The following is a 17,874-nucleotide window of genomic DNA, read 5'->3' on the forward strand; positions in this document are numbered from 1 at the left end:
GTGACCGCCCGCGCATCTCTCCCGGCAGCCTGAGCCATGGCGCAGACCCTCGCCCCCGCCGACGCGCCCGTCCCGACCGCCGCGCCGAGCCTGTCCCGCCACGTGGGCGCCCTCGGCGCCGTGCTGCTGGTGGTCTGTCTCGCCGCCTTCCCGCACGTGGTGACGAGTTCGTATTACATCCACCTCGTGGTGGTGATCGCCATCTACGCGATCCTGATTCTCGGGCTCGACATCGTGGTCGGCTATACCGGACAAGTCAGTCTCGGGCATGCCGGCCTGTTCGGGGTCGGCGCCTACGCGGCCGCGGTGCTGTTCCTGCACTTCAAGCTCGGCGTGTGGTGGGGCATCCTGGCCGGGATCGGCGTGACCTCGGCCTTCGGCGTGCTGCTCGCCGTCCCGGCGCTGCGGGTCACCGGTCCCTACCTCGCCATGGTGACGCTGGCCTTCGGCACCATCATTCAGATCTTCATCAACGAGCTGACGCCCCTGACCAACGGCCCCCTCGGCATCACCCTGCCGCCGGCCCGCGTCCTCGACTTCTCGCTCCTCGGCCTCCAGGCCCCGTGGGGTGCAGCCGGGCGCAAGCTCGAATTCTACTACCTCGTCTGCGTCGCGCTGCTGGCCACAATCCTGGTCGTCAACCGGGTGGTGCGCTCTCCCTACGGCCGCGCCTTCGAGGCGCTGCGGGACTCGCCGATCGCCTGCGACTGCATGGGCGTCAGCGTCTACCGCTACAAGGTCTATGCCTTCGTGATCTCGGCAGCCCTTGCCGGTCTCGCCGGTGCGCTGTTCGCGTGGTCGGAGCGCTACGTGGCTCCCAACTCCTACGGCTTCGAGCTGACCGTGCTGTTCCTGCTTGCCGTCACGATGGGCGGGCGCAAATCCCGGGCGGGGCCGATCATCGGGGCCGCGATCGTCGTGATGATGCCCAACGTGCTGGCCGATATCGAGCTGGTGCGGATCATGGCGGGGCTCATCGCCCTTGCCGCCTTGATCGTGGGCGTCCTCGCTTTCCTCCGGCGCCGGGAGGACCGCTTCGCCCTGCTGGTGCCGGTCGGGCTCTGCCTCGCCTTCTTCCCGGCGACCCTGGCGCTCGAATCCGTGACCGACTTCCGCCTGACGGTCTTCGGTCTGATGATCCTGTTCGTGGTGTACTACCTGCCGGACGGGATCGTCGGCTTCGTCCGAGAGAAGATCCCGGCGCTCCGGCCGGCCCACACCGCCGAGGGCAAGAGCCTTTACGCCGAGGGGGCGGCGCTCAGCGTCCAGAGCGGCGGCCGGGGTGCCGACCCGCTGCTCACCGTCGAGCAGGCCCTGATGCAGTTCGGCGGCCTCAAGGCCCTCGCCGGCGTCGACCTCACGGTCCGGCCCGGCACGATCCACGGCCTGATCGGACCGAACGGTTCCGGCAAGAGCACGATGATGAACGTGCTGACCGGTATCTACCGGCCGACCGGCGGCAGCGTGACCCTGGCCCGCGGCCAGGGCTCGAAGCGCCTCGACGGGCGCACGCCCTCCGAGATCGCGGCGGCCGGCGTGGCGCGCACCTTCCAGAACGTGCAGCTCTTCCGGGAGATGACGGCGCTGGAGAACGTGCTGGTCGGGCTCCATCACAGGTTCCGCGGCACCCTCTTCGACGCGATCCTCGGCACGCCGCGCCGCCGTCGGGAAGAGCGCGAGCAGCGCGCCCGCGCCATGGCGATCCTCGACTTCGTCGGCCTGGGCGCCCTGGCGCAGGTGGAGGCCCGCAACCTGCCCTACGGCAAGCAGCGCCTCCTCGAGATCGGTCGCGCGCTCGCCCTCGATCCTGTCCTGCTCCTCCTCGACGAGCCCGCCGCCGGCCTCACCGCCCCCGACATCGCCGAGCTGACGGCGATCATCCGCAAGATCCGAGACGCCGGCATCACGGTGATCCTCATCGAACACCACATGGACGTGGTCATGGGCCTGTGCGACCGCGTCAGCGTCCTCGATTTCGGCCACAAGATTGCCGAGGGCAGCGCCCGCGAGGTCCAGGCGGACCCGAAGGTGATCGAGGCATATCTCGGCAGCCCGGTCGCCGACGAGGAGTTGACCCATGCTTGAGGTCACGGGTCTGTCGGCCGGCTACGGCCAGGTCGAGGTGCTGCACGGCCTCGATTTCGCGGTCCCGAAGGGGCAGGTCGTGGCGCTGATCGGCTCGAACGGCGCCGGCAAGACCACCACGATGCGCGCCCTGTCGGGCATGATCCGCCCGCGGGCGGGTTCGATCCGCCTCAACGGGCGCGAGATCGGCGGCCTCGAAAGCCACGACGTCGCCCGGTTCGGCCTCGCGCACTCGCCGGAGGGGCGCCGCGTCTTCCCGACGCTCTCGGTGGAGGACAACCTGACCCTGGGCGCGTTTCCCCGGTTGACGGGGGCGCGGCCGAAGGGCGACGTCGCGGCCGACCGCGAGCGCGCCTTCGAGATGTTCCCCCGTCTGAAGGAGCGGCGCACGCAGCTCGCCGGCACCCTCTCGGGCGGCGAGCAGCAGATGCTCGCGATGGGCCGGGCCCTGATGCTGCGGCCCGAGATCCTCCTCTTGGACGAACCCTCCATGGGCCTCGCGCCCAAGCTCGTGGAGGAGGTGTTCCGGATCATCCGCCTGCTCAAGGCCGAGCAGGTCACCATGTTGCTCGTCGAGCAGTTCGCCATGGCGGCGCTCGGCGTCGCCGACCACGCCTATGTGCTCGAGAACGGTCGGATCCGCTTCCAGGGCCCGGCGCAGCAGATGCGCAACGATCCGGCCGTCCGGGCGGCCTATCTCGGCGGCAGCCACTGAGGCCGCCGCGAGACCCCCGGTCGCGGAGACCGATCCGCTCCGGGGGCTGACGCTTCGGGCGGGGCGCGATGCCGTCAATCTGGACCGTCGCGTCCTGCGAGCGTCGCCCTCGTGAAGGCCGGCGTGTCCTGCACAGGGCTATGCGGAGCCTGCCCAACGACGACATCCGTGCTCCAGCAGCCCGGCCACGCCTCGCTGTGTTGAATCGGACGCATGTACCGCCGGAGGGTCCCGCCGTTCCGGCTCGCGCCGGCCGACGCGAGCACGAATCAAGCATTGCCGGCCAGGAGATGCATCGTGGCTCCGCTCGCGCGGAGCCGGATTAAATGACTTGTCATTGATCATCCCTGCATTCGCGATGTCCGAACGCCGGTAACCTCCTGTGTCGCCCTGTCGTGGGGCTCCGGCAGCCGAGGGTGGCTGCCGATCGGGGAGGGCGGTCTGATGAGACGTCGCATGTCGGCCCTCCTGATCCTTCCGGCATTCGCCTTTGCCGGCTCCGTGCAGCCAAGTGCGGGGTCGCCGGACGCGCCGGCCACCTTCGTCGAACCGATGGATGGCCCGCACCGTCATTGCTCCGGCTCCTGTATGAAGACGGGGGCCTTGCAATGGATCTGCCGGCGCGATCAGACCTGTTCCATCGATTGTGCGACGGCACCGCCGAAGATGCATTGTCACGACCCCGAGCCGCGGCGCCGGGCGCGCTGAGGCGAGACAGCGCGGCCTGGTTCGACCCAGCCGATGAGGCCTCCGAGGCCGCCGCTGACCAGGCGGGCGTGGCCAGCAGGGATGAGAAGGGTCATCCCGATGCCGCCGGGAACCTCGTGCCGAACCGGCATCCGCGTCCTCGCGCAGAGGTCTGAAGCTCGGCTGATCCCCAGGATTGTGGAAGCGCCGGTCGGAGCGGCTTGGTCACGCATGGCGGCGTTCCGCTGGCGCATCGGGAAGGACGATCTTCGCTGGCGCCCGCGACCTGGCGGGGGCGGCAGGATCGGGAGATGGAGCGGGCGCACCACGCCGAACGGCATCGCCAGATCTCCGGTGCGCGACGACTCTCAAAGGTTGGCGATTGCGCCGCCGGTCAGCCGTCCATGGCTTTGACAACCTCGGCTCGCCATGAGACCGCTCTAGGGTGTTGGATGCACGAGCCTGTCGCGTGTCACGGCCAACACGGTGAACGGGCCTGCCTTCTCTCAGGGCGGCAACTGAAGGGTCGTTCGGCGCGCCGTCATGGCGGCGCATACGCGCGATCGTTCGGGCTCAACCGCGGAAGCAGTCCGCTCGGTCAATCCCTGAGGCCCCGTGAAGCAGCGCCACGCCGTGATGCACAGAAGTTCGAACGTGACGATGTGCATCCCAGCCTGCCTGATGGGCGGTGGCGCGATGGGCGCGCTCATGCGCGCGCACGACTGGGACGCCTCACCGCTCGGCCATCCCGCGACCTGGCCGCCATCCTTGACGACGCTGACAGGCGTCATGCTCGGTTCGAGGCAGCCGACCTTCGTCATCTGGGGGCCCGAGCGCAGGCTCCTCTACAACGATTCCTTTGTCGGGCTTCTCGGCGCCGCGCATCCGTCTGCGCTCGGTCGCGACTATCTCCAGGTCTGGCACGACCTCGGCGCCGAGCTTGGATCCTTCGTGGACGAGGCCTGCTCCGGTCGCTCCGTTGACACGGCCGCGTTCGAACACGTCGTGAGGTCGCCCGACGGGGGCCGGTTCTCGTTGTCCTACGTGCCCATCCGCGATCCGGCCGGGCGCGTGGATGGCCTGTACGGCACCTGCACTGAGATCGCGGATCAACGGTTCGTCGAGGGGGAGCGGCAGGAGGCGGATGCGACGCTCCGCGAGAACGAGGAGCGACAATCGTTCCTGCTGGATCTGAGCGACGCGCTTCGGCCGCTGAACACGCCCACCGACATCGTCGAAGTGGCCGCCCGGCGTCTGGGCGAGCGGGTCGGTGCGAGCCGCGTATTCTACGCCGAGATCGCCGGCAGCCTGATGACGGTCGAACGCGAGTACGTCCACGGCGTCGGCTCGATCATCGGCGAGCACTCGCTGGCGGCGTTTGGCCCGGACCTGCTGGCAGCCTACCGCGACGGCGTGGTCGTCGCGGTCGACGACGTGCCCTCGGATCCCCGGTTCACTGTCGAAGCCCGGGCGGGCTTACGGTCACGCCAGGTCGGCGCCTTCGTCGATGTCGTTCTGTTTCGGGGTGACGAATGGGTCGGCCTGCTCGCGGTGCAGAGCGCGACCCCGCGCGCCTGGACGCCAGCGGAAGGCAACCTGATCCGGGAGGTCGGCGAGCGCGTCAAGGCTGCCACCGAGCGGGCCCGTGCCGAAGTGGCGCTGCGCGAGAGCGAGGAGCGTCTGGCGGCGATCTTCTCGGCTGCGTCCGTCGGCCTGTCCGAAGTGGATGCGAGCGGCCGCTATCTTCGGGTCAACACAGAGATGTGCCGCATTCTCGGACGGTCCGCAGACGAGGTTCTCTCGGTCGGCGTCGCGGATGTGACCGATCCAGCCTATATCCCGCAGAGTTTGGCGACGATCGCGCAGGCGTTCGAGACCGGGCACAGTTCCGCCCTCGACAAGCTCTATCGTCGTCCCGACGGCACGTCCATCTGGGCGAGCAGCAGCGTCAGACGTCTCGACGATGGGCAGGGCAGGTTCAAGAACCTGCTGGTCGTCACGGCGGATCTCAGCCATCGCCGGGAGGCGGAGCAACGGCTGGCCGAAAGCGAGCGCCGCCTACAGCTTCTCAACGAGACGCTCGAACTTCAGGTCTCGGAGCGCACGGCCGAGCGCAATCTATTGGCCACGATCGTCGAAAGAACCGACATCATGGTGATGGCGTCGGATCTCAACTACAACATCCTGGCCATCAACAAGGCGAATGCGGACGAGTTCGAGCGCATCTATGGCGTACGGCCGAAGGTCGGCGACAACATGCTCGACCTTCTGGCCGATCAGCCTGAACACCAGGCGCAGGTCAAAGCGGGTTGGGGACGCGGGCTGGCCGGCGAGGAGATTACCCTCGTCCAGGAGTTCGGCGATCCCGGACGCGTCCGCCCCGCCTATGAGATCAGTTTCCGCACCCTGCGCGGTGCGGATGGCGAGCGCACGGGCTGCTATCAGTTCGTCATGGACGTGACAAAGCGGTTACGCGATCAGGCCGAGCTGGTCCTGGCCCAGGAAGCCCTGCGCCAATCCCAGAAGCTGGAGGCGGTCGGCCAGCTTACGGGCGGAGTGGCGCACGACTTCAACAACCTTCTCACCATCATCCGCTCATCCGTCGATTTTTTGCGTCGGCCCGATCTGCCGGAGGTCCGCAAGCGCCGCTACCTCGACGCGGTCTCCGAGACGGTCGACCGGGCCGCCAAGCTGACCGGCCAACTTCTCGCCTTCGCGCGCCGTCAAGCGCTGAAGCCGGAGGTGTTCAGCGCCGGGCAGCGGGTGAGTGCGATCGCCGACATGCTCGACACGCTGACCGGCGCACGCGTGCAGGTTCTGATCGAGGTGCCGGACACCGCCTGCCATGTGCGGGCGGATGTGAGCCAGTTCGAAACGGCCCTGGTCAACATGGCCGTCAACGCCCGCGATGCCATGGACGGTGAAGGCACGCTCATCCTCCGGGTCACCGGGGGGGCGGCGCTGCCGGCTGTTCGCGGCCATGCAGGGTGCGAGAAGCCGTTCGTGGCGGTCTCCCTGACCGACACGGGGACCGGCATTTTGCCGGACCGGATCGAGCGGATCTTCGAGCCCTTCTTCACCACGAAGGAGGTTGGTCGAGGCACGGGTCTCGGGTTGAGCCAAGTCTTCGGTTTCGCCAAGCAGTCGGGCGGCGACGTGGATGTCCGGAGCGTCGTCGGCCGGGGCACCACATTCACGCTCTATCTACCCGAGGTGGCTGCGTCCGATCTGTCGTCCGGTGAGCGCATCCAGGAAATGGGGCTGGCCCCGCTGGGCTCGGGTCAACGCATCCTGGTCGTCGAGGACAATATCGGAGTCGGCCAGTTCGCGACCCAGATCCTGGAGGATCTGGGCTACCGGACGGCATGGGCCGGCAATGCCGAGGAAGCGTTGGACCGGCTGGGTCGCGACGGTGACGGGTTCGATCTGATCTTCTCCGACGTGGTCATGCCGGGCATGGGCGGCGTCGCGCTGGCGCGTGAGCTGCAGCAGCGGTGGCCGGATCTGCCGGTGGTCCTCACGTCGGGGTACAGCCACGTGCTCGCCCAGGAAAGCGACCACGGATTCGCGTTGCTGCACAAACCCTATTCGGCCGAGCAACTCGGGCGCATCCTGCACCAAGTCCTCGGCGTGCGGTCCAAGCTCACGGCCCCGGCCGCCTGACGGCAAACGCGGTCAGGGAGTACGCGCGGTTTTGCGGGGGACCCTCGATGCGCTGCTGGTTGGTCGCTCGCAGGTGGGCACCACCGAATCCGTGAAGCGGAGGCCAAGCGCCGACGATCATCTTCCCGGCCGGGGCCACCGCTCAACGCAACGGGGTCGCCCTGCGCCGACAGGAGAGGTGCGGGGTAGATGCAGGGCACCGTCACAGGTTGGCATAGGTCTCACGGCCGCAGGGCTGCGGCCGACGGGCCCCGCGGTGTCAGGCCGAGCTTGGTCGGCATTGCTTGTTCTAACGGGCTTCCGCTCCTCAGAGCGCAGGGCTTTTGCGCGGCCGGGACCGGCGATCTGACCATTTGATGAGTGTGCCTGAGAGCGCCGTCACGGATACGGTGCCTGTTGGCTGCTCAGAAGGGGCGTTTGCCGGGGAGACCCGACTGCGCCTGCGATTGGCCACGCTCGATTGGCGATGCGTGTTCCCGAGGCGAGAAACAGCGCAGCTTGAGACCATCACCGGGCCGCGCAAACGCGATGTCATGCGTCCGGTCGGTCCGGCCAACGGGCCAGTCCAATCTCAGTCTAAAGCGTAAACTACGGAGCGGTGACAGGTGGCTGGGGGACCTGGATTCGAACCAGGACTAGAGGAGTCAGAGTCCACCGTTCTACCGTTAAACTATCCCCCAAAGCCTTCAGCCGAGCGCATCCCTACCGGATGGGGCTGGGCGAAACCCGTTCCGTATCGAGCGGCGCCGGGCGTGGGCGGTGAAATAGGCGGAATGCTTCGGAAGGTCAACCGGTTGTTCTCCTGTTGACGCAGCCTCTGCCACGGCCGTAACCGTAACACCGCAGACCCGTCAGGAAGGGTGGCCGAGTGGTTTAAGGCAGCGGTCTTGAAAACCGCCGTGGGGGCAACTCTACCGTGGGTTCGAATCCCACCCCTTCCGCCAGCGGGTTTCGGTTGTGGCGGCCAACGCATTCCCCGCGAGGGGCGGTAGCGTCATCGGGCCAAGGCTCAGACCGGGATCGCGGGCGTACGATAAGGCCGCTTCCGAATGGAATGCGATCGTCTCCGTTCAAGGCGCCTGTTTTGAGGGCGGCACCGTGCGCGTCGATCTGGCGACAAAGGGCGATGCGTCAGCGCAGGGCTAAGATTTCGGCCACGTCCAGACGAGTCGCGCCGGCAAGCTGCAGAAAGCCGTTCGATGATCGGCCTCTTGGCCCCTGTGTGCTAGCCCAGATCGGATGGCTTAGTGCTGCTGCATTGTGTCAGCAGCAAAATGATCTCGGATAACGGATTTCGAGCACCGAGCCCGTTGAATTCAAAAATCTATGCGCCGGCCGATCATAGTCTGCGCTGAAACTCAGGCATTGAGTCGTCTGTAGACCTCAATCGCGTCGTTGATGTCCTCGTAGACGATTGCCCGCCCGTTCAGCAGCACGATGCCTTGGGTGCACCACTCGCGGAGCTGCTCCATCGAGTGGGAAATCATGATGATGTCGGCATTCTTGCGACGGGCGGAGAAGACTTCGTCACACCGCTTGGAGAAGCGCGCGTCGCCGACCGAGGTGAGCTCGTCGATCAGGTAGGTCTCGAACGGGATTGCCATACTCATGCCGAAGGCGAGCCGTGCGCCCATGCCCGATGAGTAGGTGTAGATCGGCTGCTCCAGATAGCTCCCGAGTTCCGAGAAATCCTCCACGAAATCAAGCACCTTCCGCGGATCCTCGCCGTAGATCCGGGCTACGAACATGACGTTGTCGCGGCCGGTCATCTTGGGATGGAATCCGCCCGCGAAGCCGAGCGGCCACGACACACGCCGGCCTCTATAGACCTTGCCTTTGGTCGGTTCCTCGGTGCCCGCCAGGATCCGCATCGTCGTCGACTTGCCGGCACCGTTGATGCCGAGGATGCCGTAACAGATACCTTGCTTGAGGGTGAAGGATGCCCGGTCCAGGACGATTCGCGGCGCGCCGTTGGCGCGGTAGATTTTCGTGACGTTCTCGAATCGGATCACGGGACTGCTCGTACGGCACAGCGGCCTGATGGTCTTTGGCTCGGAGGTAGAGCACCGGAAGGTGGCCAAACTGGGAATGACGGCGGTCGGGTCAAGCCGTTGGCGATCCCCCCGGGGCCGCCCCGATCGGCAGCGGTCATTCGGATCTGCGCCCGGTGTCTGGGCCGCTCTCTTGGGGACCGCGTGCGGCAGCGTGGGCCGTTCGGATGCCTCCAGAGGACAAAAGGCCCTGGCTCGGCCGGCGCCGAGGCATGCGCGCCGGAACCTGGCGCACAGGCCGCCTCAGCCTGCTTCAGCGACGGCCCTGCCGACGCGGTCCGTGGGGGTAGCCGGGGAGAGGCGATCGGAATCGCCGCTGGCCAGGTGACGATCCGCCGGATGAAGATTCCGGCCGTCGGCGTGAACGCGGGGCGATCATGCCCCTCAAGCCGCGCCGGAATCCGTCTCGCGACGGAGCCGGGTCATTCCAGTCTGTCCCGGCAGCGTTCTGCCACCGTGAGAGGATGGCCTCCGCGGCCTGTGGCCTTTTACGCCCGCCGCAGCAGACTGGGCATCCGCAACTCCGAGGCGCGGCTGCGCGGCGAAGGATGGCGTGATCCGGACAGGCGCGGCTCCACCTGACCGATCTGATCGAGCAGGAGCGGGCGAGCGAAGTAATAGCCCTGCGCGCAGCGGATCTGCGTCGCCCCGAGAAGGTAGGCGACCTCCTCGTAGGTCTCGACGCCTTCGGCCACCACCGACATGCCGAGCGCCGCGCCGAGCGACTCGATCGCCTTCAGGACGATCTGGCTGCGCGGTCGCTTGTCGATGTCGGTGATGAAGGAGCGATCGATTTTCAACTCGTCAGCGGTGATGTCCGCCAAGGCCGACAGCGACGAGTAGCCGACGCCGAAATCGTCGATCGAGACCCGCGCTCCGATCGCCCGGATCCGCGGGAGCACGTCGCGCTGGAAGCGGCCTGCCGTGAAGAAGGCCTCCTCGGTCAGTTCCAAGACGAAGCGCTCCGCGAGCCCGGTCTCGCCGAGGGAGGCACAGAAGGCGGTCATGAAGGGCACATCGCAGGCCTGCTTCGCGGCGATGTTGAGGCTCACGGTGACGTCCGGGCCAAACACCTCATCGATATCGGGCATCGACCGAACGGTCTCGGCCAGGACTTGGAGCGTGATCTCGTTGATCAGGCCGAGCTCGATGGCGAGGGCGATGAAATCGCCCGGCGCCTGGATCATGCCGAGTTCGTCCCGCCAGCGCAGAAGCACCTCGACGCCGGTGACGGCATGGGTGCGCATGTCGACCTTCGGCTGAAAGGCGCAGCAGAAGCAGCGGTCGCGGATCGCCAGCCGGAGCCGCTGCTCCACAGCCATCCGGGCCGTCGCCGCCTGGCTCATCGCGTCGTCGAACAGGCTGACGCCGCCCTTCAACTCGCCCTTTACCCGGTACATGGCGTTGTCGGCCTGCCGGGCGAGGACCTCATAGGTGTCGCCGTGGTCCGGGAACAGGCTCACGCCGATGGAGGCGGAGGCGAAGATCTCGTGCCCGTCGATGAAGAACGGCTGCTTGAGCCGCTCCGAGATGGCGCGCACGGCTGCCAGCGCGTCGTCCGGATCGAGGACGGGATCGAGCAAGAGCACGAACTCGTCGCCGCCGATGCGGGCCAGCAGGTCGCTCGGGCGCAACGTCGCGCGGATCCGGTCGGACATCTTGCGCAGCAGGGCGTCGCCCGCGGCGTGACTGTAATAGTCGTTGATGTGCTTGAAGTTATCGAGATCGATAAAGGCCAGGGCAAAACGGTCCCCGGGTCGTGAACCGGCCAGGACCTCGCCGATGCTTTGCTCGAACATCGTCCGGTTGGGAAGCCCGGTCAGGGCGTCGATGAAGGCCTTGGTGATCAGCTCCCGCTGAATCCTGTGATGACGCGTGACATCGGTGACCGTGGTGAGCGTGAAGCTGCCGTGATCCTCCGTGACCGGGTGGGTGCGCACCTCGACGACACGATCGCCGATGGCCTCGACATGCGCGGCCTCCCGAGACGAGCCCGCCGCGGCGGCGAGCGCGTGGACGGCGCTGTCGCCGAGAGCGCGCGCGGCGGCATTGGCCAGGGTGCACCCTCCCTGCTCGTCGAAGACCACGACGCCCACGGGGAGCGTCTGGATCACGGCTTCGAGCAGGGTCTGAGGCGTCGGGGAAGTCGGGGCGCTCATACTCCGCCCTGCTGCCAGAGCGGCGTGGCAGCGTGTGGTCCGGCCTGCGAGACGGTGTCGCCGGCGTCGAGGGGACGGCGGAGCAGCCGACGATGCACGTGATCGAGCGCTGCGCCCTGAGCCCCCTCCGGACCCGTCTCGCGTCCGAGACGCACGGCGCCGATCGGATCGTGGTCTTGGCCGCCGACCTTGTTCATGGTCGCGCCCCGCCACCGCTCCACGACGGCACCGATGAAGCCGGCGCCGGCGACTGCCGCGCCGTCCCCCGCCGCGGCGCCGCTCGTGTCGTTGCGCGGCTGGCGGATCGACGGGAGGCGCCGGAATGTCATCCGGACGGGGATCGGAACGCCTTCACCGAAGGCAATGACCTCGCCCGTCCCGAGCGACGGGATGAAGGTTAGCAGGTTGCTGGCGTCCGATACCGCTGCGGCCAGGAAGGCCTGATCGCGCGCGTTCGTCATCCGCATGGCGAACAGGGTGCTGCATTGCGACATGATGGTCGCGTCGAGTTCAGCCGGACGCTGCGTGACCAAGCCGAGATGGACGCCATGTTTCCGGCCCTCGCGGGCGATCCGCGACAGGGCGCGGCGGGTCGGCGTGAAGCCGACGGAGCGATCGGCCGAGGCGAAGCGATGCGCCTCCTCGCACACGAACAGCAGCGGGATCGCGCCCTCGCTCCAGATGCCGAACTCGAACGCCAGCCGGGACAGGACGCAGACGACGGCGTCCACCACCTCGCTCGGCAGGCCGGCGAGCTGCATGATCGTCATCGGCCGCCCATCCGGATCGAGGCGGAACAGGTGCGCCAGGATCTCGCCCATCATGTCGCCGCCGACATTGGCGTTGTCGAACATGAAGCCGTGCCGCGGATCGTTCCGGATCGCCTCGATCCGCGTGATCAGACGGTGATAGTGCATCCGGGAGACGCGATTCTCCAGCCGGCCCATCCGCTCGTCAATGAGGGCAATCAGGTCCTGGAGCACGTAGGGCACGGGCGTGTCGATCGTGTAGCCGCCGGCCTTGCCCAGTGTCCGCTTCACGATCTGCCGGTCGCTCGCCTCCTTGTACTGGGCGTACTTGCTCTTCGCGAGCGGGATGACTTCGGCGAGGATCTCGATCTCCTCGTCCACGGCTGGACGCCCGCCGTAGATCACGTCGGCGATCTCTTCGAGGTTGAACAGCCAGAACGGCAGCTTGAGCGTCCGCGGATTGATCACGCTCGCGCGGTCGCCGAAGCTGGCGGCGTATTCATTGTGTACGTCCAGCAGGAAGATGCGCACTGCCGGCTTGGCGCGCATCACCTCGTCCAAGATGATGGTCACGCCGCTCGACTTGCCGACCCCCGTGGCGCCGAGAACGGCGAAGTGCTTGGAGAGAAGGTCGTCGAGTTTGATGCAGGCGGGGGTTTCGGGGTCTTGGTAGAGCGCCCCGACGGCCGCCGTGTTGGCCACAGACACTTGGTGGACGATTCGCAGTTCGGAGGGGGACAGCAGCTCGACCGTGTCGCCGATCGCCGGGTAGCAGGTCACGCCCCGGCAGAATCCAGGCACCCCGTTCGTCTCGATGATCTGGCCGAGCAGGTCGAGGCTCGCAAAGGCCCCGGGTTCTCGCCCGCGCTCGTGGGCCGAGGCCAACGTCGTGACGATGCCCACGAGGATGGCCCCGCCCGCACGGATCCGGACCAGATTGCCGACCGTGACCCGCACGCTCGGTCGCCCGTTCCGGAGCCCGAGCTCAAGATGAACTTTCGACCCCTCGATGGAAGTCACAGACCCCATCTGCGACGCGGACTCGTCGTCCCGGAACGTCCCGTCGCCGCTCAGCATCATCCGCGCCCTGCTCTGAAACAGAATCGACACGATACTGCAGGGTGGTCATTAAAGTTCTGACAAAGGAATTCGCGCAAAAGCGTAATGCTTAACCGATGCTTTTTGTCTCAGTATTATCGCCCAGGTTGCGTGCGTCCTGTGCATCGGCTCGGGATACGGGCGGCCGCCACCCTTCGCGATCTCGGTGTCTCAGGGATTCCGGGTATTGGACGCAGCCTGAAAGCGGGCCACCTCACCGAGAGTGCAGAATCGGACGGTGCGGTCGATCGCGGATGTCGGGCGCGCAGCTAGGCGGCCTGCCCGTCGCCGAAATGCTCACGCATCCAGCACTCGCCGGAAATGCGGGCTCCGTTCCGCGTTACGAAGGCGTAGGGCGACTTTTCGACGACCGTGCCGCCGTGGCTGCGGATGATCCATCGGAAGCACCGGGGATCGTCCCTGCACGGGACGATTTCGACCGTATGGGAGTGCATTGTTTCGATCGACATAGAGCAGTAACGCCGCAGCGCAGCAATCCGCTCCATGCGACGATCGCGGAGGGTTACTGAACCGTGCGGGCCCGCACGCGATTTGCGCCGTCTTGCCGCGTCAGACCATATCGCGCCGCGATCCGGGCCGAACCCGTCGACCGGATGCTACACCGGCACCGAGCAACAGGAAGTCTGCATGCCGATCAAGGCCATCAATGACCGCAAGAAGCTGTCCAGCGATTTCAACGAGGCCAATGACGCCTTCATCGACGAGGTGCTGAACGCGCTCCAGGGCGGACGCATTCCCCTCGATCTCGCCCGCGCCTATCTCGCGCATCCCGTGGCAATGATGCACACCGACGGGGCGCAGGCCGTCGCCAACTACTTCGAGCGCATGCTGGCCCAGCGACCGAATATCGACTGGACGCCGGGGAGTTGATGACGGTGTCGCTGAGTCGAGGAGAGGATGCGCGGATGACCATCGAAGAGATCGAGGAGCTGAACCGGGCCCGCGCCGCGCTGGCGCGTCAGCGGAATGCCATCGCCCGGCGCCTGGGCGGTCTCGACGTGGCGCCGATCTCTATGGCGGAGGATCTGACCCGGACGCTGCTGGCCATCGAAGCCGTGGATCGGGCCCTGGTCGATGCGGGCCAGCCCCATATGGACATCGGCCCCAGGCCGGAGGCCTAACCGACTCCGGCGCGTCAGCCCTCGCGGAGCCTTGCGCCGAACTCCCGGGCGGGCGTACAGGCTCGGGTGCTCTGAGGAGACCCGACGATGTCCGACCGCCTGCCCGGCTTCAACACGCTGGCGATCCATGCGGGCGCCGCCCCCGACGCCGCCACGGGCGCGCGCGCCACGCCGATCTACCAGACCACCAGCTTCGTGTTCGACGATGTCGATCACGCCGCGTCGCTGTTCGGGCTCCAGGCCTTCGGCAACATCTACACGCGGATCACCAACCCGACGAACGCCGTGCTGGAGGAGCGCATCGCGGCCCTCGAAGGCGGGACCGCCGCCCTGGCGGTCGCCTCCGGCCACGCGGCCGAGTTCCTGACCATGCACGCCCTGATGCAGCCGGGCGACGAGTTCGTGGCCTCGAACAAGCTCTACGGCGGGTCGATCAACCAGTTCAATCACTCGTACAAGAACTTCGGTTGGTCGGTGGCCTGGGCCGACAACGACGATCCCGCCTCCTTCGAGGCGGCGATCACGCCGCGCACCAAGGCGATCTTCTGCGAATCCATCGCCAATCCCGGCGGCGTCATCACCGACATCGCGGCGCTGTCGCAGATCGCCAAGAAGCACAACATCCCGCTCGTCGTCGACAACACCATGGCGACGCCGTACCTGATCCGGCCCTTCGAGCACGGCGCCGACATCGTCGTCCATTCGGCGACGAAGTTCCTCGGCGGCCACGGCAATTCGATCGGCGGCCTGATCGTCGACGGCGGCTCGTTCCAATGGGCGGGCGACGCGCGCTACCCGATGATGAGCCAGCCGCGGCCGGAATATTCCGGCATGGTGCTGGCCGAGACCTTCGGCAATTTCGGCTTCGCCATCGCCTGCCGGGTGCTGGGCCTGCGCGACCTCGGTCCGGCGCTCTCGCCGTTCAACGCCTTCCTGATCCTCAACGGCATCGAGACCCTGCCGCTGCGCATGCAGCGCCATTCCGACAACGCGCTGACGGTGGCCACCCATTTGTCCAAGCACGAGGCCGTGTCCTGGGTGAGCTACCCGGGGCTGGAGACCGATCGTTACCATGTGCTGGCCAAGCGCTACACGCCGAAGGGCGCCGGTGCCGTGTTCACCTTCGGTCTGAAGGGCGGCTACGAGGCGGGCGTGAAGCTGGTCTCGAACCTCCAGCTGTTCTCGCACCTCGCCAATATCGGCGACACCCGGTCGCTGATCATCCATCCGGCCTCGACCACGCACCGCCAGCTCACCGACGCGCAGAAGACCGCCGCCGGGGCGGGGCCGGAAGTGGTGCGCCTGTCGATCGGCTTGGAAGATCCGGCGGACCTGATCGACGATCTCGACGCCGCGCTCGAGGGCTGACACGGTCCCGCGCCACGAGCCGGCTCCGCCGTCGTCGCGCGCGCGGCGCGGCGACCGAGGGCAGCGGGCACTGGGTCAGCGTCGCACGGCTGGTTTGCTCCGCGACGCTCGCAAAGGCGGGGACGCCACGGTGCCGGCCGCCGCGCTCCGGCGCGACGGCCCGTGGGACGCTCAGAACGCGTCCGCCGCCAGCGCCATCGTGCTGTCCGCACCGGCCTTGATGCGGGCCAGGCGCAGGGCAGTCTCCGGCAGCATCCGCTCCATGTAGAATCGGCCGCTCGTCAGCTTCGACTCCCAGCGCGGGGAGGGCGCCTCGGCATGCTTGGCCTGGGCGGCCTTGGCGATCCGCGCCCACATGTAGCCCAGGGCCACGAGGCCGAAGAGGTGCATGAAGTCGGTTGCGCCGGCCCCGGCATTGTCGGGCTTGGCGAAGGCGTTCTGCATCAGCCACATCACCGCGCCCTGGAGATCGTTTAGCCCGGCCTGGAGCGGCTGGGTGAACGGCGCCATCGCGGGATCCTCGCCGTGGTCCTTCAGGAAGGTCTGGACCTCGCCCAGGAAGGTCATCATCGCCCGGCCGCCATCCTTCGGCAGCTTGCGGCCGATCAGGTCCATCGCCTGGATGCCGTTGGCGCCCTCGTAGATCATGGCGATGCGGGCATCGCGCACGAACTGCGACATGCCCCATTCCTCGATGTAGCCGTGGCCGCCGAGCAGCTGCTGGGCCTCGACCGCATTGGCGAAGCCGCGATCGGTGAACACGCCCTTCACCACCGGCGTCATGAGGCCGAGATAATCGTCGGCCGCCTGCCGCTCCCGGGCATCCTCGGAACGGTGCAGGATGTCGGCCTGGAGCGCCGTCCAGAGCATGAGTGCGCGGGCCGCTTCATTGAACGCGCGGATCTGCATCAGCGTGCGGCGCACGTCCGGATGGACGATGATCGGGTCGGCGGCTTTGTCGGGCGCCTTCGCGCCGGTCAGCGCCCGGCCCTGGAGGCGATCCTTCGCGTAGGCGGCGGCGTTCTGGTAGGCGACCTCGGACTGCCCGAGCCCCTGGACGCCCACGGCGAGCCGCGCCTCGTTCATCATCACGAACATGGCGTTGAGGCCGCGGTTCTCCTGGCCCACGAGCCAGCCGGTCGCGCCGTCGTAGTTCATCACGCAGGTGGCGTTGCCGTGGATGCCCATCTTGTGCTCGAGGGAGCCGCAAGACACGCCGTTGCGCGCGCCGAGGGTGCCGTCGGCGTTCACCAGAACCTTCGGCACCACGAAGAGCGAGATGCCCTTGGTGCCGGCGGGGGCCCCCTCGATCCGGGCGAGGACGAGGTGGACGATGTTCTCTGCGAGGTCGTGCTCGCCGGCCGAGATGAAGATCTTGGTGCCGGTGATGCTGTAGGCGCCGTCGCCGTTCGGCACGGCCTTGGTCTTGAGCAGCCCGAGATCCGTGCCGCAATGCGGCTCGGTCAGGTTCATGGTGCCGGTCCAGGCCCCTTCGACCATCCTGGGCAGGTACAGCGCCTTCTGCTCCTCCGTGCCGTGGACCAGCAGCGCCGCCATCGCGCCCTGCGTCAGACCGGGATACATGCCGAAGGCGAGGTTCGCGCCCGAGGCGAATTCCTGGATCGCGGTGTTCAGCGTGTGCGGCAGGCCCTGGCCGCCATAGGCTTCGGGCACCGAAAGTCCCATCCAGCCGCCGCTCGCATAGGTGTCGTAAGCGGCCTTGAAGCCCGTCGGCGTACGGACCGTGCCGTCGGCGTCCCGGCGACAGCCCTCCAGATCGCCTGTCCGGTTGATCGGGGCCAGGACCTCCTCGGCGAGCTTCGCGCCCTCGCGCAGGACGGCCTCGATCACATCGGGTGAGGCATCGGCGAAGCCCGCAAGGTTGTCACGGGCATGAAAGCCGAGCACATCGGTGAGCAGGAACAGCGTGTCCTCAACCGGAGCGCGATACTGCGGCATCTCTGGCTTCCCCCGTCTGGTGCAGGCCCCTCGACACGGCCCGCTGCCTTGGCCGCATGTAACCGCCCCGCCGCCTCCGGAGCAACGGCTCGACCCCGTCGCCGCCGGACCGGCGCACCCGTCCCACGCCGCCGGTCGCTCGCGACGATTACCGGGGCCCGGTGAACCTTAACCTCGTGTTTACCAAGAAAGTTAATG

General features: G+C 67.3%; 11 protein-coding genes and 2 tRNA genes. 8 read left to right on the forward strand and 5 right to left on the reverse strand.

Going from position 1 to position 17,874, the window contains the following annotated elements:
* Positions 1–36 precede the first annotated feature (36 nt).
* From MCBMB27_RS24270 to MCBMB27_RS24285, 4 genes are all read left to right on the forward strand, one after another.
* A complete protein-coding gene (locus tag MCBMB27_RS24270; RefSeq protein WP_075381466.1) occupies positions 37–2,085 on the forward strand; it encodes a branched-chain amino acid ABC transporter ATP-binding protein/permease in 2,049 nt (682 codons plus the stop codon).
* Positions 2,078–2,800, forward strand: coding sequence for an ABC transporter ATP-binding protein (locus tag MCBMB27_RS24275; RefSeq protein ID WP_043380492.1), 723 nt, complete (start codon positions 2,078–2,080; stop codon positions 2,798–2,800). The genes MCBMB27_RS24270 and MCBMB27_RS24275 overlap by 8 nt, the downstream gene beginning before the upstream one ends.
* A 456-nt stretch (positions 2,801–3,256) precedes the next feature.
* On the forward strand, positions 3,257–3,508 hold the full coding sequence (locus MCBMB27_RS24280; protein ID WP_051044591.1) for a hypothetical protein: 252 nt from the start codon (positions 3,257–3,259) through the stop codon (positions 3,506–3,508).
* Between the two features lie 594 nt (positions 3,509–4,102).
* Positions 4,103–7,150, forward strand: a complete 3,048-nt coding sequence (locus MCBMB27_RS24285; protein ID WP_083683694.1) for a PAS domain-containing protein — start codon at positions 4,103–4,105, stop codon at positions 7,148–7,150.
* A 606-nt stretch (positions 7,151–7,756) separates the two neighbouring features.
* On the opposite strand, the gene MCBMB27_RS24290 is transcribed toward MCBMB27_RS24285, so the two are convergent.
* Positions 7,757–7,830 (reverse strand) — tRNA-Gln (locus tag MCBMB27_RS24290).
* A 174-nt stretch (positions 7,831–8,004) separates the two neighbouring features.
* Here MCBMB27_RS24290 and MCBMB27_RS24295 point away from each other — a divergent pair.
* Positions 8,005–8,094, forward strand: a tRNA-Ser gene (locus tag MCBMB27_RS24295).
* Between the two features lie 414 nt (positions 8,095–8,508).
* Here the strand turns inward: MCBMB27_RS24295 and MCBMB27_RS24300 are convergent.
* From MCBMB27_RS24300 to MCBMB27_RS24310, 3 genes are all read right to left on the reverse strand, one after another.
* A complete protein-coding gene (locus MCBMB27_RS24300) occupies positions 8,509–9,162 on the reverse strand; it encodes an ABC transporter ATP-binding protein (protein ID WP_043346135.1) in 654 nt (217 codons plus the stop codon).
* A gap of 527 nt (positions 9,163–9,689) precedes the next feature.
* On the reverse strand, positions 9,690–11,360 hold the full coding sequence (locus tag MCBMB27_RS24305; RefSeq protein ID WP_075381467.1) for an EAL domain-containing protein: 1,671 nt from the start codon (positions 11,358–11,360) through the stop codon (positions 9,690–9,692).
* Entirely contained in the window at positions 11,357–13,186 is a 1,830-nt protein-coding gene (locus MCBMB27_RS24310; protein WP_043380551.1) for an ATP-binding protein, read from the reverse strand. The genes MCBMB27_RS24305 and MCBMB27_RS24310 overlap by 4 nt, the downstream gene beginning before the upstream one ends.
* A 669-nt stretch (positions 13,187–13,855) precedes the next feature.
* Here MCBMB27_RS24310 and MCBMB27_RS24320 point away from each other — a divergent pair.
* The 3 genes from MCBMB27_RS24320 to MCBMB27_RS24330 all read left to right on the forward strand — a co-directional run bounded on the left by MCBMB27_RS24320 (position 13,856) and on the right by MCBMB27_RS24330 (position 15,717).
* Positions 13,856–14,098 carry a hypothetical protein gene (locus MCBMB27_RS24320; protein WP_043346132.1) on the forward strand — a complete coding sequence of 81 codons (243 nt, stop codon included), beginning with the start codon at positions 13,856–13,858 and terminating at the stop codon, positions 14,096–14,098.
* 35 nt (positions 14,099–14,133) lie between these two features.
* On the forward strand, positions 14,134–14,349 hold the full coding sequence (locus tag MCBMB27_RS24325; RefSeq protein WP_043380487.1) for a hypothetical protein: 216 nt from the start codon (positions 14,134–14,136) through the stop codon (positions 14,347–14,349).
* A gap of 87 nt (positions 14,350–14,436) precedes the next feature.
* Positions 14,437–15,717 carry an O-acetylhomoserine aminocarboxypropyltransferase gene (locus MCBMB27_RS24330; protein ID WP_075381468.1) on the forward strand — a complete coding sequence of 427 codons (1,281 nt, stop codon included), beginning with the start codon at positions 14,437–14,439 and terminating at the stop codon, positions 15,715–15,717.
* A gap of 171 nt (positions 15,718–15,888) precedes the next feature.
* Here the strand turns inward: MCBMB27_RS24330 and MCBMB27_RS24335 are convergent, their stop codons facing one another.
* Positions 15,889–17,676, reverse strand: a complete 1,788-nt coding sequence (locus MCBMB27_RS24335) for an acyl-CoA dehydrogenase C-terminal domain-containing protein (protein WP_075381469.1) — start codon at positions 17,674–17,676, stop codon at positions 15,889–15,891.
* Positions 17,677–17,874: the final 198 nt, after the last annotated feature.

Source organism: Methylobacterium phyllosphaerae, assembly GCF_001936175.1.
GTDB classification, from domain to species: Bacteria; Pseudomonadota; Alphaproteobacteria; order Rhizobiales; family Beijerinckiaceae; genus Methylobacterium; species Methylobacterium fujisawaense.